This is a genomic window from Anabaena sp. EIM26 (assembly GCF_057568715.1).
On the sequence record NZ_CM172472.1, the window covers coordinates 2,492,691 to 2,518,377 of the forward strand.

The following is a 25,687-nucleotide window of genomic DNA, read 5'->3' on the forward strand; positions in this document are numbered from 1 at the left end:
AAATCCTGTAAATCCTAAAATCCTGTAAATCCTGATTCAGACTAATTCCTTAACTTCTCCAACACCTCATCAGTAAAGGGATTTTTCCCAGCTTTCAAATCCTTCACCCAGCCTTGTCGTTGCGCTTTATTATTTTTATTACCAGTCCATTTAATATATGCCTCAAAATCCTCAATAGCCCCTTTATAATCACCAGTCAACGCCCTAGCTAAACCACGACTATCACGATAATCACCATAATTGGGTGATAAATTAACAGCCTTTTCACAGGCAAATATCACATCAGCAGCTTTTTTATGTAAGCTACCTTGCCAACAAAGTGTATTCCAAGAAGATGCAGTAATTTCTAATGGAGGATATATTTTTTGTGCTTCAGCATAATTTTCTAATGCCTTCTTAACTTCCCCTTTCTGCACAATACTTTCTCCCTCGGTAATTAAGCGTTTAGCCTTACCTTTATTTGCCAACTCCTGTGCTTTTGTCTGGAGGTCAAATGTTAAACTCGGATTCCATTTCCAAGCAGTTTGGAAAGTTGCTACCGCATTATCAATATTCCCATTTCTGGCTTCCTCTTCTCCCACCTGGACTAAAAAAGGTGCGGCTGCTACCAGATTAGATTGGTTTTGGCATACTTGCAGTTTTTCCAATTCCTTGGGATTAATAACGAGATAATTATCCAACCACTGACAGCCACGAGATAACAATTCATCCAGCCTATCAGCCCGCCACACCCTGGCGGTGTTGTCATCAGATGCGGTGACTATGGTTTTACCGTCCGGGCTAAAACTGGCGTTCCAGACTGTACCAGTATGCCCTTTGAGTTCGGCTATTTGTTTACCAGACACATCCCACACCCTGGCGGTGTTGTCCCAAGATGCGGTGACTATGGTTTTACCGTCCGGGCTAAAACTGGCGTTCCAGACTGTACCAGTATGCCCTTTGAGTTCGGCTATTTGTTTACCAGACACATCCCACACCCTGGCGGTCTTGTCATCAGATGCGGTGACTATAGTTTTTCCGTCCGGGCTAAAACCGGCGTTGTTGACTCTTTTAAGTTCGGCCAATAGTTTACCAGACACATCCCACACCCTGGCGGGGTTGTCATCAGATGCGGTGATTATGGTTTTTCCGTCCGGGCTAAAAACGGCGTCGATGAAATAATCGGTATGCACTTTAAGTTCGGCCAATAGTTTACCAGACACATCCCACACCCTGGCGGTGTTGTCCCAAGATGCGGTGACTATGGTTTTTCCGTCCGGGCTAAAACTGGCGTTGATGACTTCCCTGGTATGCCCTTTGAGTTCGGCCAATAGTTTACCAGACACATCCCACACCCTGGCGGTCTTGTCAAAAGATGCGGTGACTATGGTTTTTCCGTCCGGGCTAAAACTGGCGTTGATGACTCTACTGGTATGCCCTTTGAGTTCGGCCAATAGTTTACCAGACACATCCCACACCCTGGCGGTGTTGTCCCAAGATGCGGTGACTATGGTTTTTCCGTCCGGGCTAAAATTGGCGTTGTTGACTCCTTTGAGTTCGGCCAATAGTTTACCAGACACATCCCACACCCTGGCGGTCTTGTCAAAAGATGCAGTGACTATGGTTTTTCCGTCCGGGCTAAAACTGGCGTTGTTGACTGTATCAGTATGCCCTTTGAGTTCAACCCATTGTTTACCAGACACATCCCACACCCTGGCGGTCTTGTCAAAAGATGCGGTGACTATGGTTTTTCCGTCCGGGCTAAAACTGGCGTTGTTGACTGTATCAGTATGCCCTTTGAGTTCGGCCAATAGTTTACCAGACACATCCCACACCCTGGCAGTCTTGTCAAAAGATGCGGTGACTATGGTTTTTCCGTCCGGGCTAAAACTGGCGTTGATGAGATAACTGGTATGCCCTTTGAGTTCAACCCATTGTTTACCAGACACATCCCACACTCTGGCGGTCTTGTCAAAAGATGCGGTGACTATGGTTTTTCCGTCCGGGCTAAAACTGGCGTTGATGACTCTACTGGTATGCCCTTTGAGTTCAACCCATTGTTTACCAGACACATCCCACACCCTGGCAGTCTTGTCAAAAGATGCAGTGACTATGGTTTTTCCGTCCGGGCTAAAACTGGCGTTGTTGACTCTACTGGTATGCCCTTTGAGTTCGGCCAATAGTTTACCAGACACATCCCACACCCTGGCGGTCTTGTCAAAAGATGCGGTGACTATGGTTTTTCCGTCCGGGCTAAAACTGGCGTTGATGACTCTACTGGTATGCCCTTTGAGTTCGGCCAATAGTTTACCAGACACATCCCACACCCTGGCGGTCTTGTCATCAGATGTGGTGACTATGGTTTTTCCGTCCGGGCTAAAACTGGCGTTGTTGACTCCTTTGAGTTCGGCCAATAGTTTACCAGACACATCCCACACCCTGGCGGTGTTGTCATTAGATGCGGTGATTATGGTTTTCCCGTCCGGGCTAAAACTGGCGTTGTAGACATAACCGGTATGCCCTTTGAGTTCGGCCAATTGTTTACCAGACACATCCCACACCCTGGCGGTGTTGTCTAAAGATGCGGTGACTATGGTTTTCCCGTCCGGGCTAAAACTGGCGTTTCTGACTTCACTGGTATGCCCTTTGAGTTGATTTTTTTCGTGAATATTATCCAGAATTGTTTGTAATGCAAATTGGGGACTAGCGGCAGGATATTCTTCTAGGGGGCGGCCATCTTTAACTAATTCTTTAACTTCTTGTCCTGCTGCCATTGCTGATAATAATGATTCTATTTCGTATGTTTCAAACTGTTGCCAAGCTGTAATTCCCTGCCTTTCTAACCTTGAACCTGCTTGGGCTTCGTAACTCAGGCGATATGCTTGCATAGCCAGTACAGCCGCAATTCCTCCTAATACTAGGGAGATAGCCATTACTCCTGAACTAATACTAATTCTTTGTTTAGCTTTTTTATTTGCCACCGCTAAAATATTCTTAGCTTCTTCTGATTGTTTTAATTCTGCTTCTTTTAACTGACGTTGCTTGCGTTCTTTTTCCAGTTCCGCCATTAGCTTTGGTTTTTGTTGCTGGTGAATAAACAAAGCCAAATAATCATGAACTAATTGATAACGTTTAGGATTTTCTGGTAACAACACCACCAAACCAGATTTAACAACTATCTCTAAGACTAAATCTAAATTATTCCCAGCTTCAGTTTGATCTTGTTCTAATAATGAGTTTAAATCTCTTTCTAATTCTGCCTTAGTTTTTAACGGTCTTGTTCCTTGGTCGTCCGTGAGAAAATAAAGTAATAATTCGGCAAGTTCTTGATTTTTATCACCGCAAGCTTTAACTATTTCTCCTAAATAACGTTTAACTAATTGTTGTTTGTTACCACATTCTTGATATGCTACTAATGTTGTAATTTTTTCTGTTGCTAATTGCGCCCCCACAATTTGTAATTCAATGGGACGAACTGAACCAAGTTCTTGTGATAAATCTTCTACCAGTCGGTTAATTAAATCCGGTTCTAACTGAAAAGTTGTTTTTTTAGTTAAACTCTCAATTGTAGTTTTAGCATTTTCTGGAGTTAAATTCCCCAATTTATACAGCACATTCTTACTGAGAATACCATCACCAATAATATTCATATCGGGAATTTCATCACATTCTAATAAAAGATGTAAATAATCTACCCGCAAAGATAAAATTACTCGCAAAGATCCACTATTTTTATCATTTAAACATTTCCCTAAAAACCGAAAAAATTCTGTTCTAGCTATATCTTCAGGATAAACAAAGAAAAATTCTTCAAACTGGTCAAAGATTAACAGTATTCTCAGGTTATTTTTTTCCATTTCTACCAGTTGTGAAATAAACTCGTCCTGAGAATCTAATTTCAAATCTTCTGGTTTAAATCTTTTTGGTAATACATTTAAAAGTTCTTTTTGTAACTCTGTAAACCAACTATTATAAACTCTAATAGTTACAGGTAAATTATCTTTAAACCCTATAGCTTTATTTTGCAATGCGGGAATTAACCCAGCATTCACTAGAGAACTTTTACCAACTCCCGACTGTCCATGAATAACAATGATTTTTTTATCAGTTCTACCAATGCTTTCTAGTAATTTATCTACATCTATTTTCCGTCCAGATGCTTCAATTTCTGGGGAAATATTTTCTTTATTCACAAAAGATGTATTTTTTGCTGGTTTTAACCAACCTGCACCAATAAATGCTCGTAAACCAAATTGTTGTTCAATAGAACGAGATTCTAATTTGGTATTAAAAGCTTCCAGATATTCTGTTTTTTGAAATAATAGCTGTTGTAAAAGATTGAGAATCTTAACATACAATTTTGGTTGATTATTAATAACACCGATATCTTTAGCCAAGTTTAAATTTCTAATTGCTTCGTCATATTGTTGTAATTTTTCTTGAGCTTGTGCTAAAATTAAAAGTAGACTTTGACGATAAAAATCTAGTTCATATTCTAATTGATTATTGTATAGGGGTAATTCATGATTTACCACTACTAAAACATCTAATCCTTGATTAGCAATCTTTGCTGTTTCTGAAAAATTAGATTGTGCAGAATTAGCTGTTGCTAAAAATATATAATCTTCAGCTATTTTTAATAAGTTATTTTCTGTTTTATGTACTTCTAACGCTTGTGTAGCTAACTTTTGTAATAGTTGCCATGCTTGTAAATCTTCCAAAATCAACCCAAATTTTGTTAAAGAATTAGCAATTAAATCCAATCTTTGAGCATTTTTAAATATTTCTAATGTTCTTTGAATATAATCTCTAATCTTTCCTCCTTCCCTGAATGCGGGGTTAATTTTTGAATTTTCATAATTACAAATTGTCAAATTATAAAGTATTTTACCTTGAATTTCTAAATTATCGGTTGTTTGCCAAAAATCTAAACTGCGTTGATAGTAATTAATAGCTGTATCCAGTTGATTCTTGTTATATTCAATAAAGCCACGCAGAAAACAACAGTTGGCTTGAAAATCTGGTTCTAAATCTTGCCCATATTTCTGTAAATCTTGCCATGCTAATTCAACTTCTGGTAAATCTATATTCAAATCAGCATTTAATATTTTATCTATTATTGATTTAAGTAAATTAATTAATTCATCAAAAGGAAGAGAAAAATTTATAGTAATTCCCCAACTTTCTAAATCAGGTGCAGATTCCATGACTTGTTGATATATTGCATCATTAATCCATAACACTACCGGATATTTACAATTATTTCTAAATTCTTCCCGGATTTGATTAGCTGAACTGAACATTTTTGATAAATTCGGCAATGATTCCCAACCAACAATCATTAAGGCTTGAATTTCATCGTTAAATTCTTCTTTAATCGCATTATATAATGTCCTTTCTGATGTTTGTAGCCGTAAAATGCTAATTTTAAATTCACAGATTCTCTGTAATTCTTGAATCAGTTGATTTTGTAAGTTGAGATAATTACACTTAGCTAAAATCAGCTTAAATTCTCCCTGGGAAGCTTCTAAAGACCATGCTAAATCTTCTAATTGTTGTGAGTTTGTCATATTGGTTTACTATCAGACAATAATGATGTTGGGTTTTATCTCGTTATCTCGTTCCCAGTCTCCGGCCGGGAATGCCATTACAGAGGCTCTGTCTCTGCTTTAATAGAGAAGGCAGAGCCTTCTAAAATCCATTCCCATACAGAGTATGGGAACGAGAATAATCCTTAAAACATCCTGTTAATCCTTAAATCCTGGGTATCCTGATTCAGACAATTTCTCCGATTCTGCTAAAATCGGATTGACATCAAACCATAATTCACCCTTATCTCGATATTCAAATACAAATCTACTGCGGATTAATTTCTGATATCCTTGATCATCACTAACGTGCTTATTTTCTTTGACATGACGTAATAATTCCCATTCTCCAGCAGAAATAGGTAAAGACATTTCATTGCGTCGTTCACGAATAATCTGCTCTAAAGTATTACCCTGGAGAGGAAATTTTTTATCTTTCATAATCCAAGGATTTAATAACCGCAAAATATCGCGCACATGACCACCGCTAACCTGACACAAGCGGTTTAAAGTTGCTGGGCTGTCAAAAATTTCAGTAATCTTATTTAAGCGGTCTTCTGGTGATAAATTAGGAAAAGCTCTAGCTAAAATCATTTGTTGCATGAGTTCTAATCCCTGTTCATGAACTCTACCATCTGAACACCTCACAGGAACCATTGGTAATATTTTCGGTTCTTCTGGAAATCGTTGGGTTAATGTTCCATATTCATTGGAAAATTTCAAAGCCAAAGGCATGGTATAAATGACATGACAATTAAGTTGGGTGAGATATTCCCCTTGGTCTACAAATAGATATTCTTGTTGTGTACGACCCCACGCTTTCACGCTGTTATCTATGCGGTCTAGGTTATCAACTATGACAACTAAACCATTTTTACCCTGTTGTTTGAGTTTTGCAATGGCTGGTTGTAAAAGTTCTTGATTAATTGCTTGTAATAAGTTGCTTTTCTGTGGTCCCAAATACTGATTTATTTTGGTTCTTAATGTGGAATCACTTTTCATTTTTGTGGTGATTTCTGCAATACCCAAAGACAAAGATAATTTTTGTCCGTCAACAGTATAACCAATATCTTGACCAGCAATTTTACCTTTAAAACCTGTAACTTCAGAGTTTAAGATATTCCATGCACCTTGGAGTAATTCTTGAAATTTTTTCGGTTCTTCTAAGACAATTTTCTCCAGACTTTTACTAATGCGACTAGCAATAGCCAGAAACACATCAGAAATATCTACATCTGTGATCTCTAAGTCTTCGCTAGATTCAAAATAAATAACATGAAAATCTGCGGCTTCTAATTCCACCTGTAAACGTAATAATTCTGTGGATTTTCCGCAACCTATATGTCCAGTAAATAAGTTACAGGTGGGATCATCTGGATTCCACACTGTAATACTATCTTTAAGAGTGCTAATAATATCCTCACCACGCACTTCAGAAAAGTCGATATAACATTTTTGATCTTCTACATTCTGCGCTTTCAGAGTGCGAGCAGGGTTAGTGGCTTTATAAAAATCCTTTATATTTATAGTCATGGTGTCAGTAGTATGATTATGCTGATAGTTGCGTAATATCCCTACTGACCAGAATACTTGTTTTATGGCGATTTCAGTAATTTTTCAGAGAATTTTAACGTAGGTTGGGTTACGGGACAATGCAACCTAGTAAAATCTCGTAAATTCACAGTTTCATCGTCTGTGGTTTCCAAGTCGGGCCTTCACAACAGGGGCCTTCTAAAGTATGCCAATCATAGAATTCACCATACATCAATCGGTTGTTTAGAAACCGTTGCCAATCACAATGCGATCGCAAGACAACTTTTTCCTCACCAGTTAGTCCCATCACTACCATTGGTCTTGATTGGCTTGTCTTGTTTGGTGAACCTCGATGCAGTCCTAAAAGCGATCGCACTGTGATTTATAATCGCCAAGGCTTGTTTTGGGTAATCAGATCACTTGTGTGTACACAGTCGCCTCTTTTAGGGGGAATTTTAAAGTGCCTAAAGTCACAACAAAAAACTTTTAAAACACGCTCTTAGGTGGTAATAAAAATGACTGAAATAATAATACTGGTATTCATCCATCCAGTGCTAAATAATTGTTTTTACGCATTAACATTTGTTGCAGCGAATTTCGTTGTCAGGATGTACATAACCTAGCGGGCAAGATGCCTGCACTACAAAAGTTTCATCATTCAAGTTTGTATTTCATCTATTACTACCACAATATACTTGGTAATCAAACTGTTGGGTTAGCCCAGACTACAAGCTAGGTAGGCTATTATCTTGCATCCTGATTAATAAAACCTTAATAGCCGAATTTATGAACAGCTAATTAATAGCTTTAGGTTAAAAAAGGAGAATTAAATCATTTTTGGCTACTTTACTCAAAATTGCTAGTTAGCAATAACTATCACATTAATTTTTGAACGAGTTTAATATAATACAATTTTGAAATAAAAGCATATCTAATAATACTTAGGTTTTGAATATACTCTATAATTAGTAGCCAAAATTTCAACTAAAATTTTCATGGGACTGGATAAATATTTAGTTTATTTGTGCCATAATGTCACGAACCAGGATGTCAATAAATAAAATATTCTAAGACTGCCAACACTAAGAGTGATGGAGGCTATTTAAACTTGCCAGTTAGAGTTAATCTCATGGGAGTAAACAATACTGCATTGAGGCTAGAAAGGATAATTCAGTCCAGAATTCCTGTAAATAGACTAAATACAGAACACAGAAATAACTACACGATTAGCAACCTACAAACAGTAGATTAGATGAATATTAAAGCCTTCTGACTTCTGCCTTATGCTTTCTAAATTCTTAAACTAGTACTCTGTCAACCGGAAAATGACGGGTTCACTCGTCAGGTGAGTCAGATGTCAAATTTCTGTTGATTATTGATGAATTATCGAATCTGACGCACCCTACAAAGCAAGCCAATTGAGTAAGTGCTGAATCCGTCAATATTATTTTTGACTTTTGACTTCCGCGCAGCGGTACTAGGTTGTTTTCAACCAAAAATACGAAAATACTTTGTTCTTTTGCAGTTAGAGAAGAGGTTTTAGATGAAAGCGCTAACTATCGGCAATCCTGAAGTTAAATTCACCTCTGGGGTTGAGAATAAGCAAATTTTCAGTTTTACAGACGTGATACACCCCCGTCCGCTATTACAGCGATCGCATTGTCAAAGTCTGGATGGGCAATGGAAGTTCGCATTTGATGATGAAGGAAAATGCGCTCAACCCAGCGACCTTAGTCAATGGACTCATCATATAGAAGTCCCATTCGCTCCTGAATCTATCAAAAGTGGGATTGGTGATACAGGATTTCATCCCAATTGTTGGTATGAGCGAGAATTTGACACCCCTCCTGGAGAAGGTAGATTACTACTGCATTTTGGGGCTGTAGATTATCGGGCGCGGGTTTGGGTAAACGACCAATATCTGGCTGAACATGAAGGCGGCCATACCCCTTTCAGCATTGATATTACTCACGTTTTGAATAAAAGTGACACAACCAAGGTGACAGTATGGGCGCAAGATGATCCTCACGACTTAGCAAAACCTCGTGGTAAGCAAGATTGGCAATTAGAACCCCACAGTATTTGGTATCCACGCACTACTGGTATTTGGCAGACTGTGTGGGTTGACGTGTAGGGACAACATATATAGATCACATTCGCTGGACTCCTGACTTTGAGCGGTGGGAAATCGGCTGTTTTGCGGCGCTGGCAGGAGATGTACCTGTTTCCGGTATTCAAATGAAGGTGAAATTGAGCGTTGGCAATAGGGTACTCGCAAATGATACCTACGAAGTGTTCGATGGGGAAGTTCGTCGGCGGATTACCTTGGCTGATCCTGGTATTGATGACTACCGCAATGAGTTACTCTGGAGTCCAGAAAGACCAACTTTGATTGATGCAGAAATTCAGTTGGTATATAACAACCACGTCCTAGATGAGGTAAAATCCTATACTGCATTGCGGACGGTGAGTATTCAGCGCGATCGCTTTATGCTTAATGGTCGTCCCTATTATTTACGCCTAGTTCTCGACCAAGGTTATTGGCCTGAGTCCTTGATGACCGCACCGGATGATGATGCTTTGCGGCGTGATGTGGAACTAGCCAAAGCAATGGGTTTTAATGGAGTTCGCAAACACCAAAAAATTGAAGATCCCCGATTTTTATATTGGGCAGATGTCTTAGGCTTGCTAGTATGGGAAGAGATGCCCAGTGCCTATCGCTTTAGCCATAAAGCCGTAGAACGGATGACCCATGAGTGGACTGAGGTAATCAACCGTGATATTAACCATCCCTGTATTGTCGCCTGGGTTCCGTTTAATGAATCCTGGGGAGTCCCGAATTTAGTTGAAACTGCTGCCCATAGAAACTATGTTTTGGCAATGTATTATTTGACCAAAACCCTTGATCCTTCTCGTCCGGTGATTGGTAATGATGGCTGGGAAAGTACAGATACAGATATTCTCGCTATTCATGACTACGACACTCAGCCCCAGCAATTGGTTCATCGCTATGGCCCAGAAGTGAAATTATCAGATTTGTTTGAGCGTAAGCGTCCTGGTGGACGTATCCTCACCTTGGACAACTATCCGCACCAAGGACAACCAATTATGCTGACAGAGTTTGGTGGCATCGCTTATGCACCTGCTACTGAGCCTGAAGCAGATAAAGCTTGGGGATATGAGCGTTGCTGGAATATCTCCGATCTGGAAATCAAGTACACTGCCCTACTCGAAACTGTGAATAATATCGAAATGTTCAGTGGTTTTTGTTACACCCAATTCACAGATACATTCCAAGAAGCTAACGGTTTATTGTACGGCGATCGCACTCCCAAATTTCCCATTGCGGCGATCCGTGCTGCTACTCTTTCAGGACAAGGATTATGTACTCCCACAGCCTGTTAAAGCCAGATGGACGGCAGATGACTTTGTATAGTCGTTGGCCCATTTCTGATAAAATTATACCCACTAGCCCCAGTGATGAGCCAGTGCGGGCAAATCCTCACTTGCGTTGGCATCCCCTGCGGGGTGAATGGGTGGCTTATGCTAGTCATCGTCAAGGGCGGACTTTTTTACCACCCCCAGAATATAACCCCCTAGCCCCTAGCCGCAACCCTAATTTCCCCACTGAAATACCAGTCGGTAAGTATGATGTGGCAGTATTTGAGAACCGGTTTCCCTCGATGATAACGACGGCAAAAAATCCACCTGATTGCATTGTGGAAACTGTACCTGCAAATGGCGCGTGTGAGGTGGTAGTGTTTACTCAAGATACCCGTGCTTCGCTATCATCCTTGACATTGGAACATTTGGATTTAATTTTGCAAGTTTGGAGCGATCGCACAGAAGTTTTAGGTAAAAATCCCCAAATTCAATATGTACTACCGTTTGAGAATAAAGGTGTGGAAGTTGGTGTGACTTTGCACCATCCCCACGGGCAAATTTACGCCTATCCGTTTGTTCCACCTGTGCCAGCCCGAATGTTAGAACAACAGCAGCGGTATTATCAGGAACATCAACGTGGGTTGTTAGCGGATTTGATCAAGAAAGAAATTGCTGACAAGCAACGGATAATTTATGAAGATGAGGATGCGATCGCATTCGTCCCTGTCTGTGCGCGTTACCCCTATGAAGTTTGGGTAGCACCAAAACAACCAGTGGCCACTTTCTCTGATTTAAATTTAGAGCAACGTTGGGGAATTGCTAAAGCCTTAAAAACCGTCACTCTCAAATATGATGGTTTGTGGAATCGTCCTTTCCCTTACTTAATGTCGTGGTTTCAAGCACCAACGGATGGTCTACCTCATCCAGAAGCACATTTACACGCCCAGTTTTATCCACCATACCGCACGAGCGATCGCTTGAAGTATTTGGCAGGAACAGAACTTGCCGCCGGGATGTTTGCTAACGACGCTTTACCAGAGGAGAAAGCGAAAGAGTTGCAAGCAGTGAACGTCAATTTGCGAATGCCTATTTCGGCATAAAGCGAAAATGCAATAGACATCTCCGAAAATCATTGTAGAGACGTTCCGGCGGAATGTCTCTACAATCCCTGACGCAAAACAGAACGAAAGTAGCGGTAATTCATGAATTACCGCTACGTGATAATAAGGTTTTCAGCCACATCTTGTGTAAGCCCTGATTCCTTAACTGTTGAGTTCAATATAGTTCTAACTCCAACCCTATTCATTAGGGTTTGCTGAAAAAGTCGCAAAAACCTAAAAATAAGCTGATTTTTACCCTTCTCCTGCTAGTGAACAAATAACCAATAGTAGAACACAGAATGTATCGCCAGCCAGATATGAAATCATGACTTTCAATACACACTAAAAAAAGCAGGTTAACTCAAAATAAATTTCTGAATTGATAAATTAGCTCCATAAAAAAATTGATCCTGCAATCAATGAAACCCAATCAAAACTTAGAGTCAGGAGATTGATTTGTGATTGTCAACGCTACACAAAAGGGTTGGAAAATAATTTATCACCGCGCTCATGCTTTACTAGCGGCTCAATTAGCAGGACAATGGCGACGACAAGATGCTCCAGTCCGGTTTTATGAAACCCTAGCTGCAATTTCCCATCACGATGACCTAGAAAAAGAGTGGGAAGAGGAAAATCTGACTGAAGCAGGTGCGCCACGGGACTTTACCCTTCATTCAAATGATGATGCAAAGATTGGTTTCCAGAAATTGGCTGATCTGGCCAAGAATGCCCTCTATCGGGGACGCTGGGTAGCTCTATTAATTTCCATGCACATCAGCCGGTTACATGAGCCACAGCGAGGTCAGTCTGCAAAAATAGACAGATTTCTGGATGAGCAACTTCAAAATCAGCAACGTTGGCGAGAGGAACTGGGGATTGAAAAATCGGAAGTTGATGCAGCTTATGCTTTTATGCAATGGTGCGATCGCCTTTCTCTCATCCTCTGTCAACAGGAACTACCTGCCGATGAGCGATTTTTAGAAATCAGTAAGGGTCCTTCAGGTCAGCGATATGACATCATGCAACGCCGTGATCAATTGGTTACTGTCAAACCTTGGCCGTTTGAGGAAGAACAATTTACAGTCAACATCGAAGCCTGTGAATTATTCCAGGCAAAATTTGAAAGCAACACCGAACTGACTCAAGCACTTCAGGAAGCTCCTATCAATGTACTGGAATGGACATTTATTAAAAGCTAGATGCACACAGCTTTATTGCCAGGTAAGTAGGGCTTTACAGCAAGCCCTAAGTAATCCTGGGTAGGGGCATATTGCAATACACCCCTACTTCTTTTAAGTTTCAGGTTTTTATTCTTCTAATTCGATTTCTTCATCTTCGTCTTCTTGTTCATCTCCATGTAATTTAGAAACAGCAGAGTTAGCGGAAACTATAGCCCCTTTATCTAGTTTTTCTAGCACCAGTTCTTTAATTTTCTCAGCAAATTCCTGCTTTTCTTCTAGATACTTGATAGCGTTGTCTCGACCTTGGGAAATATTGTCGCCATTGTAGCTGTACCAAGCACCTTTACGTAATAAAATGCCAGTTTCTTCTGCTAAGTCAACTAAGCAACCTAATGTAGAAACTCCCTTGCCAAAAATAATGTCAAATTCGGCGATTCTAAAAGGTGGTGCTACTTTGTTTTTAGCAACTTTAACTTTAACGCGATTACCAAATTCATCCGTACCTTTTTTCAAGGTTTGAATACGGCGAATATCTAACCGGACCGAGGCGTAAAATTTCAGGGCGTTACCGCCAGTTGTGGTTTCTGGGCTACCGTAAGTAACACCAATTTTTTGCCGTAACTGGTTGATAAAAATGACTGTGCAACCTGATTTACCAATATTTCCGGTAATTTTCCGTAAAGCTTGGCTCATCAAACGAGCTTGTAAACCAACGTGGATATCGCCCATATCGCCTTCTATTTCAGCGCGGGGGACTAATGCGGCTACGGAGTCAACAACGACAATATCAACTGCGGCTGAACGCACTAGTTGATCAACAATTTCTAAACCGGCTTCACCTGTATCAGGTTGGGAAACGAGTAAATTATTAATATCTACGCCTAATGCGGCGGCGTAGGTGGGGTCTAGGGCGTGTTCGGCATCAACAAAGGCAGCGATACCGCCTTCTTTTTGCACTTCTGCGATCGCATGGAGTGCTACTGTAGTTTTACCAGAACTTTCCGGCCCATAAATCTCAATTACCCGTCCTTTGGGTAAACCACCACCTAAGGCTAAATCCAAAGTCAGCGCCCCGGTAGAAATAGTCTCCACACGCATCCGGGTAGCATCACCCAGGCGCATGATTGCCCCTTTCCCAAAGCTGCGCTCAATTTGGTTGAGTACCATCGTCAGCGCTTTTTGCTTGCCAGAAGTATCGGTGTTGGTATTGGTGTTGGTTGCCATTAGAGCCTCTAAATATAGAATTTAAGAATTCTTGCGGTGGGAGTTTAAGTAGAACAGATATACTATCTTAACCGAAAAATGTGGGAATAGTACTTTTAATGCCAAAAGGCTGAGAACATCCTAACGCGATCGCGATCCGATTAGGTCTTGGCACTCTACAATTGTGAAAAAACGTTATTCTTTCTGCGTTAAAAAGATACACGCACCAGCTACTAAGAACGCCAATGCACCAGTAATTGCAGCTATTACAGGCGTAATCCCTGGGGCAAATATAAACCCAAATATACTCATCGCCAAAGAAAACCCACCAAAATATATACCAATTCCTAACCCAGCCCAACGCTGCGGCACTAGCTCTAAAATAAAAGGAATTGCGCCATTGACAATTAAACTAAATCCAGATACTATAAAAAGTATAATGGGAATCTGTGCGCCCATATATATTAATCCTAGCATTGCTACAACAGTCGCCACAATACCAGAGAGCATTGCTTGAATATTACCAATTTTAGTAGCCAAGAATCCCGCAGGTAAAGCCACAAATGCGATCGCTAATCCAATCCACAACATGAATAAACTAATATCATTGGTGTTGAATTGGGATTTGAGAACTTTGCCTAAAGCATCCATAAGTAAGCGAGAACCCCACGCCACACTAAAACCGGTTCCTAGAATTAAGCCTAATTTTTGCAGCGGGATGATTGATATTTCAGCGTTTTGTTGACTTACTGGAATTTCTGGGGGGTTGAAAAAGCGTAAGGCGAAAGCCGCAGCTAGGAGAACAAAAGATGCGATCGTAAAAGCAAAAATCGGGCTGAGACTGAGAATAAAGTTATTCGCAATTCCCCTAAAAGCCCCAACTATCCCCCCCACTAGAGTCACAAAACTGACAGCTAAAGGTAACTCAGATGGAACTGCATATCTTCCCAACAAAGAAATAGCAGGAGAACGAAAAACCGTCATTGCTAAAGCCCAAGCTATCAAAGCCAAAGGTAAAATACCGCGTATCACCTCAGTTGGTGGTACAAAAGTCACAATACATGGTATAGCAATCAACAAAGCCGATGCTAAAATCACACCAACAGCAATAAAAGGAAAACGACTTCCTATTTTGACTTTAGCTTGATCTGAAAGTCCCCCCATCATTGGTTCCATCACCACAGCCAAGGCATTTTCTACAACTAATATCCCAACTGCTAGAGACGCGGGAAACCCAAACTGAATCAAAAGTTTAGGTAAATAGGCATTATATACCAACCAAGCTAAAGTAATAGCTCCCTGCAAACCTGCCAAAGCCCAAACTTGTACCCATAAGACACTTGGTGGAGATTTCGACGTATTCATAATTTTGATATAGGGGAGAAGAGGTGACAGGTGACAGTATTTTATCTTTCCTAGTACTTACGCATTGACAAAATCTATCAAATATGGGTTATGGATTTCATCTCTTGTAGGGTGCGTCAGACCTAATAATTTAAGACACAACAGATATTCTCTATCTGACGCACCGCACTAATAGGCGATTCCCAAAGCCTGGAACTAGGCAATTTGCCTCACACAATATTAGGTAAAATTTGTATAGTGCGTAAGTCTTATTTCCCTGTTCCCTATTCTCTGTTATTTAATACTGAGGAACCGAAGAATCTATTTCTTGACTCCAAGCATTAATGCCACCTTTAACATTCGTTCCCGCAATACCTGCTTCTTTGAGAATACCCAGGGCTTTAGCCGAACGTCCGCCCATTTTACAATGAGCAATTAAGCGGTGTCCGTTAAGAATTTCTTTCACCTTAGCCACACCTTCACCGTTTTCAATATCTGGTAAGGGTATCAAAACCGAACCGGGAATTTTGGCAATTTCATACTCATGAGGGTTACGGACATCTAGCAGGACAAAATCTTTCGCACCGCTATCTAGTAACGCCTTCAATTCCTGAACAGTCATTTCTTGCATTTCCATCTGCTGTTTCGCTTCTTCTGCTTGCGCTTGGGGAATACCACAGAATTGTTCGTAGTCTATTAACTTTTCAATTACCGGACGAATGGGGTTAGGACGCAGTTTCAATTCCCGGAATTTCATATCCAAGGCATTATAAAGCACCAACCTACCACTGAGAGTGTTACCATTACCAAGAATAATTTTGACGGTTTCCGTAGCTTGAATAATACCAATCATTCCCGGCAAAATTCCCAACACACCACCTTCTGCACAAGAGGGAACCATTCCTGGTGGTGGTGGTTCTGGATACAAGTCACGATAGTTGGGGCCACCTTGGTAATTAAATACGGTTGCTTGTCCTTCAAAGCGGAAAATTGACCCGTAAACGTTAGGTTTATCCAACAATACGCAAGCGTCATTAACTAAATACCGGGTGGGGAAGTTATCAGTTCCATCCACTACGATATCGTAAGGCTTAATGATATCAAGGGCATTTTCTGAACTCAAGCGAGTCTCATATAAATCAACTTGACAATGGGGGTTGATTTCATGAATACGGTTTTTTGCTGATTCGATTTTGGGTTTACCTACCCAGGATGTACCGTGAATGACTTGGCGTTGTAGGTTAGAAGTATCAACAATATCGAAATCAACAATACCAATGCGGCCAATACCTGCTGCGGCCAGATATAACAGCAGCGGTGAACCTAGTCCACCCGTACCGATACATAATACACTAGCCGCCTTGAGGCGTTTTTGCCCCTCTACCCCCACTTCTGGCAAGATTAAGTGGCGAGAGTAGCGTTCGTAATCGTCTTTAGTCAACTGGATTTCATCCAGATTGGGATTGAGCATAGCAGTTAGATGAGTCAGCGCGGAGTATTAATACTAACGAAAAAAGATAGTCGTTGTTAAGTTAGGTTGTTAAATTTATTGGGAATAGGTGATTGTTGTCAAGGCTTTAGCAAGATAAATTTACCGATGTTAATATTTTGGATGTAACTATTATATATGAGTATTTTGTCTAAGGATATTGAGATATGTAAGCGATCGCTCACAATGTATGAGTTTATAGTAATAGTTTTGATTTACAAAGTTTAAATGCTAAATAGCTTGTTATTTAAGTATAACTGACTGTAAAAACTGGCATAATTAATAAACCCAGTTGCTTAAAAACTCTACTCGCCTCCTGCATATCTTTTGCTGATTTGGTGTTAATCAGTCGCAAAACCCCGCGCATTAATTCACCAATTCCATATTTTTCAGAAGATTTCTGGTACGTAAAAATTGAACCCGATACAATCTTTATTTGATTATGGGAACTCCAGAAAATAAAATATACAATTTCTGTAATCAAAACAAGTTTTCCGCTCCTTGCTCCCCTGCCATCAAAACGATGGGATATTTTTTATTTGGAAGTCCCTATGCCTCTATATTCAGCATCTTCCGGTCTTGAAAAAATTAGATACTTATTTATTGATGGTGGTTGCTTAGACTCACTTCTAGAAACACTATCAAAACAGCTTTTTGGAGGAATTAAGCTCGAAATAGACTACCACCAATTAGGAAAAGGTTTTCATAAAATTTTCTACTACGATTGTTTACCTGCCCAAAAACCAGAGGAGAATCAAGAGAATTACAACAATCGAGTTCAACCCAAAATTGAGCTATTTAACCACCTGAAGTCATTGGATAGATTTCATGTTTATGAAGGAACTGCTCGATTTAGAGATAAAAAAAGAGGACAGGAACAAAAACAAGTTGATATTATGATCGCGGTAGATATGTTAACGCATTCCTTTAGGCAAAATATGCATGAAGCAACCTTACTAACAGGCGATTTGGACTTTAAGCCTCTAATTGATGCTCTTGTGCAGGATGGAATGTACGTATCGCTATGGTATCCGAAAGGTAGAACAAATTATGAATTAGTTGATGCTGCTGATTCTAGAAAAGCAATCACAATTTCTACAGTTCACAGATGGTTTAGTGAGACTTTCCGTGCAAAAGTAAAAATTCCCGTTCTTAATCAACTAAAATCTCCCGAACTTCCTCCATCTTGGCAACAGATAGACACTATTAAAAAAGCAACCTATGAGGCATCTATATATGAAAAAGAAGGTAATTATGCTGCTTTACTTGCGGTATTAAATTACTTATATCAACATAATAATTTAGACCAACTAAAGTTTTACATAGAACATATGCATAGCCCAAATGTTATCAGATAAAAACTGAGTGCGTGACATAATAATAATTAAAATAGGTGTTGCTGAATTGAAGTATGAAATTAGAAAATTCAAACTCTCAAACTTTGCGCCTACCCTTTGGGAACGCATGGCTGCGAATGCGCGAAACATATTCATACCGCCATCATGCAACGTCTTAAAACTAAAAATTAATCAAAAAAAAAGGTCATAACTGACCCCTTAGAAATCTACTAAAATAATCTCTGATTTATAGGAATTAAGATAAACCAGCATTAGTACCTTGCTTACCAGTTGCCAATTCTACCTTAACAATTTTGCCACCCATTTTTTGAATCCGTTGTTGTTCACGGAACCAATTTTCATAAGGAACTAGCTTAGTGAAGTAAGTATTTTGTAATTCGCGTTGGGTGCGAGTACGAGTTAGGCTAGGAACACAAGCGGTAATTTTAAATAAACGTGCCATATTTTTCAAATCTCCTGTATCGTTTGCAGAAACTTTTTATCTCAAAATTTGGAGTGCAAATCTTAATTATTCTTTCCAAGGCTGGAAATCAAACGTCAATACCAGACAGTTAATACTCACAATTAATAAGCAATAGAACTTTCTAGCACTCACAATTGATTTCCAGACCTTAATAAAGCCGCACCTAAATTATTAAGTGCAAACCTAACTCCTAGCTCAAGCCAGAGGAGATATAGTCGAAGTAAACGCCCATTTCTTTACCAGCGTCAGGACCAACCAAACTAGCGGTTACTTCCTTCATTGCTTGGATAGCTTGAACGGTAGCGCCTACGGGTACACCCAAGGAATTGTAGGTTTCTTTTAAACCATTCAATACACGCTCGTCAAGGATGGAAGGATCTCCAGCCAACATAGCGTAGGTAGAGTAACGCAAGTAGTAATCCAAGTCACGGATACAAGCAGCGTAACGACGGGTGGTGTACATATTACCACCGGGACGGGTGATATCAGAGTACAACAAGGACTTAGCTACAGCTTCTTTTACGATCGCAGCAGCATTAGCGCTGATGGTTGTAGCTGCACGAACGCGCAGTTCACCAGTAGCGAAGTAGCCTTTTAGCTTTTCTAGAGCAGCGGTGTCAAGGTATTTACCTTGAACGTCAGAAGAATTAATTACAGAGGTAATTGCGTCTTGCATTGTTGTTATTTCCTTATTTCTAAATTGCAATATTTCAGTTTCAGCAGGTAAACAGCTTCAACCTACTGCATTGCACCAACAACGTAGTCGAAGTAAGAACCAGCTTCACCAGCGTCTTCAGCAGACAACAAGGTAGCAGCAACGTTCTTCATAGCGGCAACGCCACCAGCAACAGCATCAATGGGAGTACCCAAAGATTTGTACATTTCACGTACACCAACGATACCGATTTCTTCGATGGGGGTAACATCACCAGAAACGATTCCGTAGGTAACAAGACGCAAGTAGTAGTCAAGGTCACGCAGGCAAGTAGCTGTCATTTCTTGACCGTAAGCGTTACCACCGGGGGAAACAACATCAGGACGTTTTTGGAACAGTTGGTCGCCAGCTTGCTTAACGATGCGTTCGCGGTTTTCGGTCAATACTTGAGCGATGCGAAGACGGCTTGCACCACCAGCAACAAAGCTTTTGATGCGATCTAATTCACCGGGGCTGAGGTAGCGAGCTTCTGCATCAGCATTCACGATGGACTTCGTGACGATACTCATTAATGGATTCCTCCAAAACTAATGAAACCAAAATTTATTAAACTGTTGACAGCGCCAGGCTCTAAAGAAACAGATATTCTTGCTTGATGGGGAGTCCGATGACTTGACCGACCTTTTAGGTAGGTTCCACCTCTAGCGAGTATTTACCGTGTGTCTTAAAAGCAGGTACGACTTCAGTTGGTCGATAATAGCTTGCCATCTCAAACACATTGCTAGTCAGATGGACTGAATGCAATTAAATTAAGACGGAAAACTAAGTTACCTTCCGGAAAACATTGTCCGGCATTATGTTGAGCATTTATTACTGCTCTTAACACTTTGTAATATTAATTTTCAGATTTGCTCTTTCTCAGAGGATCTGAAAATAGGTAAAAGGTAATAAGCAAAGGGCAAAAGGCGGAAATTTAATTTTTCCCATTACCTATTACCCATCACCTATTACCAATTACCTACCGATTACTAGGACGGCCTGTTAAAACAGCAGGAGACAGACTAGACCAGGATTGTTTCACCAAGTCAGTTTCTGCCTGTACACTACCCAAGTAGTTACCTGCTGGTAAAGATGGGTAACGGTTGTAAGGTACAACATCTTCACCAAAGTACCGAGCATACTCAGGGCTATTCACCATTGCTTCTACAGCAGCCCTTAAACCGCTATCAGCCAGCAATTTATTGTACTGACGGATTTCGCCTTGTGTAGCTGGTGCGCGACCCAATAGGTGACGGAATAGGAATTCAATCACCTTGGTGTTGGGATAGGGTGTGTAGAACCGCTTGCGATAGATTTCTGAACTAGCAAGTTCGAGAACAAACTCACGCACGGTAATTTCACCGTTACGCAGTTTGCTATCTAATTCACTGCGACGGAAATAATCAGGAACTTGACCGCTAAATACGTCCATGACCTGGCAGTAGATAGCATTAATGACCTGATTGGTTTCTGGGGAATTTGTACCAGTGGTAGCGCGGTAAATGCGGGCTGGTTTGCGGCGACTTGTACCCACACCTACTTCCACAGACTGACCACGACCATCATTGTAAGAACGACCCAACTCAATAAACAAGGGCTTACTCTTGTCTATTTGTTTAGATTGAGCCGCCAAATCTGCGATCGCATTCGCTAACATTGGCGTATTCTCAGTCTTAATCCGAGGCTTCACAGTTTCAAAGCTAGGTACAACCAAATCATCATTTTGCTTGGTTAACTGGTTGTAAAGCTTCTCAGTATTGGGGAAGTTAGCCGCTGGTAACGTTGGGAAACGACGATAAGGAACAGTATCCTCACCAAACACCTGCCGATACTCCGCACTATCCACCATCTCGCTAATAAAGGCACGAATACCTTGAGTAGCTAAAATCTGGTTATATTTACGGATTTCTGCCTGATCAATAGGGGCGCGACCCAAGAAATGCTTAGTACCCAACTCAATTACTTTCGTGTTGGGGTAAGGTGTGTAGAACTCTTTCAGGTACAGGTTAGAATAACCCAAGCCTTGAATAAATTCCTTAACGCTAATTTCACCGTTTACCAACTTACTTTCTAAAACCGTAAATTCGTTCTTAGAAATGTAAGGAGCAATATCGCGTTCAAAAATCTGACGGTAAGCACCGCTAATCAGAGTTTCAGCAGCAACCTTGTCATTCTTAACCGCTGTCAGCTTGAAGACCTTCGTTTGCTCACGTTGCTTGCTAACACCTTGGTTCATGCGGAACTCAATATCTGGCTCAGTCCGCATTTCTGTGACTTCACCCAATTCCACAAAACGAGGAGTTACTTCCTTCTCAACATTCGCCAAATCTTCACGAATTGTACCCACGCGCAATTGACGCAAAGACACACCCGCAGGAGTTAGATAACGTTCGTAAGGAACTGTATCTTCACCGAAAGCTTCACTATATTCAACGGTATCAATAATGGCATCTACCAAGGCATAGAAACCCTTCTTGGCGCAGATGTCAAAATACTTGTTGTTTTCTTGACGACCGTAGGTAGGACGACCCAGCAAGCGGCGGTGAATATACTCAACCGCTTTACAAACATAAAGCGAAGTCCAGTACATCTTGCGGAATAAATCCGACTTAGCCAACATCCGCACAAACTCGCGGACAGTGATGTCGCCATTTTCCAGCTTAATTTCTGCAACTTTTAGGCGTTGACCTTCGTAAACATCACGACCAAAAACTTGTAGATAAGTAGCTTTAATTACCGCCTGGGTAGAACTTTCAGAGAACTTAACACTTGCACCCTTAGCAGCTTTTTTGCCAATAGTTCCAGGAAGCTGGTCTAATTTGAACACCTTAGCGCCCAAAGAACTAGGAGCTACACCCCGTGCTTTAGGATTGCTAAGTTGGTTATTAATACCAGGGCCTTGGTGAATCAAAATCCGGCGGGTATCCTTACCAAAAGGCGCAGGACTGCTGCTGGGGTTGCGAGTTTCTTTCGGGAAAATTGCCCCAAACTGAATTTCCAAGGGGTCATTACCAGAACCATAGGGATGTTGGTCAGGTAAAGGCTGTTCGTAAGCAGCAAAGGTAGTGATGAATTGAGGAACTTTACGGAAAGGCGCACTGTAGTTAAACAGGTCTTGCTGTGGTCCCCAGTTACGACACTCTTGAGCTTCTTGACCCAGACCCCGAATGTAGGGGACTGTTTCTTCACCAAAGTAATCGCTGTATTCTTCAGAATCTACCAAGGCATTTACTAAAGCTGGTAGACCACCTTTGGAAACAATGGAAAAGTATTTTTGTACTTCTTCCCGGCTACTTGGCCCCCGTCCTAAAATGTGACGGAAAGCTAATTCAATCACCCGGCTGTTAATAAAAGGCTGATAAAACTGTTTTTGGTAAAGGGGAGATTTGGCTAAACGACGAACAAACTCCTTCATGGAGATATCGCCATTTTTGACCTTAGATTCCAAATCAGATATCGACAAACTATAAGCACGGGTAATATCGCGCTCAAAAATTTGACGGTATGCTGCTTTGATGACTTCTACCTTTTCGCTAGAAGACAAACCAGGCTTCATGACGTACTTAGGACGACGTTCTGCTGCATTAAAATAAATTTGCGGCAGTTGTAAACCTTGTTGGTCAACCGAAGGACGTTGACGGACTTTTGTTGAAGGTGTGGGTGCTTGGAATTCTGTCAGCAACACATCCATGTACTGAGTCACAATCTCTGTCGCTACAGGATCTTTGCGGAAGTAAGACAGGGAACCTGCTTTAATTTCCTGCAAAGCGACTATGGTTGCTTCACCAGAACAGGCATTTTCAATAATTTCCCGCAACCCTCTGGTGTTTACAGAGATGATATTGGGGTCGCCAGCGACGATTGCATAGGTAGCATAACGCAAGAACCAGGATAAATCCCGTAAGCTCTTGCCCATGTTGCCAGGGCCGTAACGAGCAACGTTAATTGGTCTAAAGCCTGCTGGTACAGGTCCCCCAGCAGATGTGTTAAAAATTGAGCGCAAGTTTTCTAGAAACCCACCACGACTTTCAACGTAGGTGACAGTTCCTAGCATCATGCCCTCTTGGACATTACTACCACCACCAGCCATTGCCATTTCTCGCTCTTGGGGCTTTTCTAAAAAAGCCATTGGCGAGCCACCGACAAAAATCCGGTTAGCAGCACGAGATACAATAATCTCAGAATTTTCTGTGAGAATCTGGGCAATTTCTAAACGCTTTGCACCAGATGCAAAATAGCTTCCCAGTTCACTTAGTTCCCCTTTTCCCAAAAAGCGGTCTTGTTGTTCCGCTTGGGAAATGGTAGCTACTGGTAAGGTTTGATATAGTTGCGGACGCGCAACGGAGCTTCCACCACTTGCCTTAACACTCATTGGATTTCTAAAACTCCTATCAATAAGTCTATGTGTTAAGTCTGGGTTGCTTTGAGGCTTGACGCTCTTGCGTATTTATGCTTTGAGAGTACTGCCTACAAAACTGCCAGTAAATTAACCCAGTCAATTTTTAGATTAGAACGTTTTGCGTTTACGCTGTTGCTTTATTAAGAAGTATGTCGAATCTGTAATCTAAATCTGCCTGTCGGAATAAGTACATACTCTGGACGATCTGTAAAATGTTGATTTTTTGTATCAGGACTCTACATAATTCCCAGCATATTTTGTAGTGAAAGTATTAAATTTTAATATTTTTTAATACTTAGCTCACTTGATCAGCGAGTATACATGAGTTTGTATGCGACTCAATAGTAGCTGCAATAGCAAAATTCGTATAAATACAAATTAATGCTCAAATTCCCAACTTTTTTAGAAGGAATCTAAATCTTATTTACTGTATAATTAAATACGATCAAAAGTAGAAAAAACAAACTTATGCAAAGTATGAAAGTGCGATAGCAAAGCTGACCGTTCACGTAGTGTTCCGCAGGAAAGGTATCGCTTTTATAGTTGTATTTAAAATAGTAGAATTGATTACCTAGTTTGTGATTAATGTTATAATTAACTTGGAGTTAGAAAAGTAAAAATATCATGATTTTAGCTGTTAAAAATGCTCTTTCCACAATTGCACCCAAGTTAACTTATGATGTGTTGATTGAAAATCAAGAAGATGGAACTGTTAAAGCTACACTGTTAAGTTTACCAGAATGTCAAGGTTTTGGTGCAAATAAAGAAGAAGCATTAAATAATCTTATTCAACTTTTTCAAGCCAGAAAACCAGAAATAGTAACTTTAGAAATTGAAGCACAAAAAACAGAACATCCGTGGATGAAATTTGGGGGAATGCACAAGAATAATTCTCTTTTTAGTGAAGCACTAGAAGATATAGAAGCTGAAGGTAATGCTTGGGATGTGCTAGAGGCATTAACAGGAACTATTGAAGCACCAAGTGATTGGTCAATTCAACATGATTACTATTTATATGGTACTTCTAAACATGACAATGAGATCATAGAATGAATCAAGAAAGACTATTTTTAGATACGGTATTTATTCAGGCTCTACTAAACAAAAATGATCAATACCATACACAAGCTAAAGCATTATTACCAAGAGTGAAAAATGCTGCTGAAGTATGGGTAACGGAAGCCATTTTAATAGAAGTTGGTAATGCTTTAAGTGCAGTAAACCGCACAGCATCAGTTCAGTTTATTAATAAGTGTTATCAAACAGATAATATTAAGGTTGTCAGTGTAGATTCATCGCTTCTTATGCGTGCGCTGGAACTTTATCACAGTCGTCAAGATAAAAATTGGGGTTTAACAGATTGTATTTCATTTGTTGTGATGCAGGAACAGAGGTTGATTTATGCAGTAACGGCTGATATCCATTTTGTTCAAGCTGGTTTTGTAGCTTTATTAAGAGAAAAGTGATTTTATCACTTGGTTTATAGTTAAAAATATGTAGGAATATTCTTTATTTTATCATCGTCAATGAACTTTCTTTAATTTTGAGTTTATTCACAATACTTTCTTCCAAAAGATGATAGAGAAAATGGGGAGTTTTTAAATTAGCTGAATGTAACAGTTTTTGATAAGCTTGACACGCTAATACATCCTTTAAAATCCGGTTATGAATAATTCTCGTCCATTCTGGTGCTGTTATCATTAATTGAGGGACAACATGAATAAATGCTGTAATTTGTTTTTCTATATCAAAAGATTCCAGAAAATGAATTAAGCTAAACATCACTTCTGGCTGTTGACATTGATCATCTAAAATTAGATGATAGGCAGATAAATTATCATGATCGGGATTATCAGCTATTTCAGTTAAAGCATTTTCAAAATTTTTAACTTGTTCTTCTGTTTGCATTAAACGAGTTTCTTGCAAAGTTGCCAATAAATTATTTGGATTCATTGTTGTATACTTATTTTTC

18 protein-coding genes are annotated in these 25,687 nt (G+C 40.2%); 7 read left to right on the plus strand and 11 right to left on the minus strand.

The window, feature by feature from the left end; genetic code table 11:
- Window positions 1-41: 41 nt before the first annotated feature.
- The 3 genes from AC012T_RS10800 to AC012T_RS10810 form a co-directional block, all read right to left on the minus strand.
- Window positions 42-5,549, minus strand: coding sequence for an nSTAND1 domain-containing NTPase (locus tag AC012T_RS10800; protein ID WP_487065573.1), 5,508 nt, complete (start codon window positions 5,547-5,549; stop codon window positions 42-44).
- A 177-nt stretch (window positions 5,550-5,726) separates the two neighbouring features.
- A complete protein-coding gene (locus AC012T_RS10805) occupies window positions 5,727-7,100 on the minus strand; it encodes an ATP-binding protein (RefSeq protein ID WP_487065575.1) in 1,374 nt (457 codons plus the stop codon).
- 145 nt (window positions 7,101-7,245) lie between these two features.
- On the minus strand, window positions 7,246-7,476 hold the full coding sequence (locus AC012T_RS10810; RefSeq protein ID WP_487065577.1) for a hypothetical protein: 231 nt from the start codon (window positions 7,474-7,476) through the stop codon (window positions 7,246-7,248).
- Window positions 7,477-8,643: 1,167 nt separating this feature from the next.
- On the opposite strand from AC012T_RS10810, the gene AC012T_RS10815 reads away from it, so the two are divergent.
- From AC012T_RS10815 to AC012T_RS10830, 4 genes are all read left to right on the plus strand, one after another.
- Window positions 8,644-9,234 (plus strand): sugar-binding domain-containing protein, encoded by a 591-nt coding sequence (locus tag AC012T_RS10815; RefSeq protein WP_487065579.1) that lies wholly within the window; start codon window positions 8,644-8,646, stop codon window positions 9,232-9,234.
- 104 nt (window positions 9,235-9,338) lie between these two features.
- Window positions 9,339-10,505, plus strand: a complete 1,167-nt coding sequence (locus AC012T_RS10820) for a glycoside hydrolase family 2 TIM barrel-domain containing protein (protein ID WP_487065581.1) — start codon at window positions 9,339-9,341, stop codon at window positions 10,503-10,505.
- On the plus strand, window positions 10,484-11,584 hold the full coding sequence (gene galT, locus AC012T_RS10825) for a galactose-1-phosphate uridylyltransferase (RefSeq protein ID WP_487065583.1): 1,101 nt from the start codon (window positions 10,484-10,486) through the stop codon (window positions 11,582-11,584). Before AC012T_RS10820 ends, galT begins: the two co-directional genes overlap by 22 nt.
- A 458-nt stretch (window positions 11,585-12,042) precedes the next feature.
- Window positions 12,043-12,783 (plus strand): DUF3891 family protein, encoded by a 741-nt coding sequence (locus tag AC012T_RS10830; protein ID WP_487065585.1) that lies wholly within the window; start codon window positions 12,043-12,045, stop codon window positions 12,781-12,783.
- A 108-nt stretch (window positions 12,784-12,891) separates the two neighbouring features.
- On the opposite strand, the gene recA is transcribed toward AC012T_RS10830, so the two are convergent.
- The 3 genes from recA to moeB form a co-directional block, all read right to left on the minus strand.
- A complete protein-coding gene (recA, locus tag AC012T_RS10835; RefSeq protein ID WP_487065587.1) occupies window positions 12,892-13,989 on the minus strand; it encodes a recombinase RecA in 1,098 nt (365 codons plus the stop codon).
- A gap of 174 nt (window positions 13,990-14,163) precedes the next feature.
- The gene (locus tag AC012T_RS10840) at window positions 14,164-15,333 is read right to left on the minus strand and encodes an MFS transporter (RefSeq protein ID WP_487065589.1); all 1,170 of its coding nucleotides are present in this window, start codon (window positions 15,331-15,333) and stop codon (window positions 14,164-14,166) included.
- A 277-nt stretch (window positions 15,334-15,610) separates the two neighbouring features.
- A complete protein-coding gene (moeB, locus tag AC012T_RS10845) occupies window positions 15,611-16,783 on the minus strand; it encodes a molybdopterin-synthase adenylyltransferase MoeB (protein ID WP_487065591.1) in 1,173 nt (390 codons plus the stop codon).
- A gap of 569 nt (window positions 16,784-17,352) precedes the next feature.
- On the opposite strand from moeB, the gene AC012T_RS10850 reads away from it, so the two are divergent.
- Window positions 17,353-18,159 carry an NYN domain-containing protein gene (locus AC012T_RS10850; RefSeq protein ID WP_487065593.1) on the plus strand — a complete coding sequence of 269 codons (807 nt, stop codon included), beginning with the start codon at window positions 17,353-17,355 and terminating at the stop codon, window positions 18,157-18,159.
- 235 nt (window positions 18,160-18,394) lie between these two features.
- On the opposite strand, the gene AC012T_RS10855 is transcribed toward AC012T_RS10850, so the two are convergent.
- From AC012T_RS10855 to AC012T_RS10870, 4 genes are all read right to left on the minus strand, one after another.
- The gene (locus AC012T_RS10855) at window positions 18,395-18,601 is read right to left on the minus strand and encodes a rod-capping linker protein CpcD domain-containing protein (RefSeq protein ID WP_487065595.1); all 207 of its coding nucleotides are present in this window, start codon (window positions 18,599-18,601) and stop codon (window positions 18,395-18,397) included.
- 211 nt (window positions 18,602-18,812) lie between these two features.
- A complete protein-coding gene (apcB, locus tag AC012T_RS10860; RefSeq protein ID WP_015213876.1) occupies window positions 18,813-19,298 on the minus strand; it encodes an allophycocyanin subunit beta in 486 nt (161 codons plus the stop codon).
- A 62-nt stretch (window positions 19,299-19,360) separates the two neighbouring features.
- Window positions 19,361-19,846: an allophycocyanin subunit alpha gene (gene apcA / locus AC012T_RS10865; RefSeq protein ID WP_487065597.1), complete on the minus strand. Its 486-nt coding sequence runs from the start codon at window positions 19,844-19,846 to the stop codon at window positions 19,361-19,363.
- Between the two features lie 449 nt (window positions 19,847-20,295).
- Entirely contained in the window at window positions 20,296-23,688 is a 3,393-nt protein-coding gene (locus AC012T_RS10870) for a phycobilisome rod-core linker polypeptide (RefSeq protein WP_487065599.1), read from the minus strand.
- Window positions 23,689-24,339: 651 nt separating this feature from the next.
- Here AC012T_RS10870 and AC012T_RS10875 point away from each other — a divergent pair.
- On the plus strand, window positions 24,340-24,768 hold the full coding sequence (locus AC012T_RS10875) for a type II toxin-antitoxin system HicB family antitoxin (RefSeq protein WP_487065601.1): 429 nt from the start codon (window positions 24,340-24,342) through the stop codon (window positions 24,766-24,768).
- Window positions 24,765-25,181 (plus strand): type II toxin-antitoxin system VapC family toxin, encoded by a 417-nt coding sequence (locus AC012T_RS10880; protein ID WP_487065603.1) that lies wholly within the window; start codon window positions 24,765-24,767, stop codon window positions 25,179-25,181. Before AC012T_RS10875 ends, AC012T_RS10880 begins: the two co-directional genes overlap by 4 nt.
- 43 nt (window positions 25,182-25,224) lie before the next feature.
- Here the strand turns inward: AC012T_RS10880 and AC012T_RS10885 are convergent, their stop codons facing one another.
- Entirely contained in the window at window positions 25,225-25,668 is a 444-nt protein-coding gene (locus AC012T_RS10885) for an Imm30 family immunity protein (protein ID WP_487065605.1), read from the minus strand.
- Between the last annotated feature and the right edge of the window lie 19 nt (window positions 25,669-25,687).

Excerpts from the sequence above, each read along its gene's own strand:
- AC012T_RS10800 (WP_487065573.1), bottom strand. The coding sequence starts at position 5,549 with ATGACAAACTCACAACAATTAGAAGATTTAGCATGGTCTTTAGAAGCT.
- AC012T_RS10805 (WP_487065575.1), bottom strand. The coding sequence starts at position 7,100 with ATGACTATAAATATAAAGGATTTTTATAAAGCCACTAACCCTGCTCGC.
- AC012T_RS10815 (WP_487065579.1), top strand. The coding sequence starts at position 8,644 with ATGAAAGCGCTAACTATCGGCAATCCTGAAGTTAAATTCACCTCTGGG.
- AC012T_RS10820 (WP_487065581.1), top strand. The coding sequence starts at position 9,339 with ATGAAGGTGAAATTGAGCGTTGGCAATAGGGTACTCGCAAATGATACC.
- galT (WP_487065583.1), top strand. The coding sequence starts at position 10,484 with ATGTACTCCCACAGCCTGTTAAAGCCAGATGGACGGCAGATGACTTTG.
- recA (WP_487065587.1), bottom strand. The coding sequence starts at position 13,989 with ATGGCAACCAACACCAATACCAACACCGATACTTCTGGCAAGCAAAAA.
- AC012T_RS10840 (WP_487065589.1), bottom strand. The coding sequence starts at position 15,333 with ATGAATACGTCGAAATCTCCACCAAGTGTCTTATGGGTACAAGTTTGG.
- moeB (WP_487065591.1), bottom strand. The coding sequence starts at position 16,783 with ATGCTCAATCCCAATCTGGATGAAATCCAGTTGACTAAAGACGATTAC.
- AC012T_RS10850 (WP_487065593.1), top strand. The coding sequence starts at position 17,353 with ATGCCTCTATATTCAGCATCTTCCGGTCTTGAAAAAATTAGATACTTA.
- AC012T_RS10855 (WP_487065595.1), bottom strand. The coding sequence starts at position 18,601 with ATGGCACGTTTATTTAAAATTACCGCTTGTGTTCCTAGCCTAACTCGT.
- apcB (WP_015213876.1), bottom strand. The coding sequence starts at position 19,298 with ATGCAAGACGCAATTACCTCTGTAATTAATTCTTCTGACGTTCAAGGT.
- apcA (WP_487065597.1), bottom strand. The coding sequence starts at position 19,846 with ATGAGTATCGTCACGAAGTCCATCGTGAATGCTGATGCAGAAGCTCGC.
- AC012T_RS10870 (WP_487065599.1), bottom strand. The coding sequence starts at position 23,688 with ATGAGTGTTAAGGCAAGTGGTGGAAGCTCCGTTGCGCGTCCGCAACTA.
- AC012T_RS10875 (WP_487065601.1), top strand. The coding sequence starts at position 24,340 with ATGATTTTAGCTGTTAAAAATGCTCTTTCCACAATTGCACCCAAGTTA.
- AC012T_RS10880 (WP_487065603.1), top strand. The coding sequence starts at position 24,765 with ATGAATCAAGAAAGACTATTTTTAGATACGGTATTTATTCAGGCTCTA.
- AC012T_RS10885 (WP_487065605.1), bottom strand. The coding sequence starts at position 25,668 with ATGAATCCAAATAATTTATTGGCAACTTTGCAAGAAACTCGTTTAATG.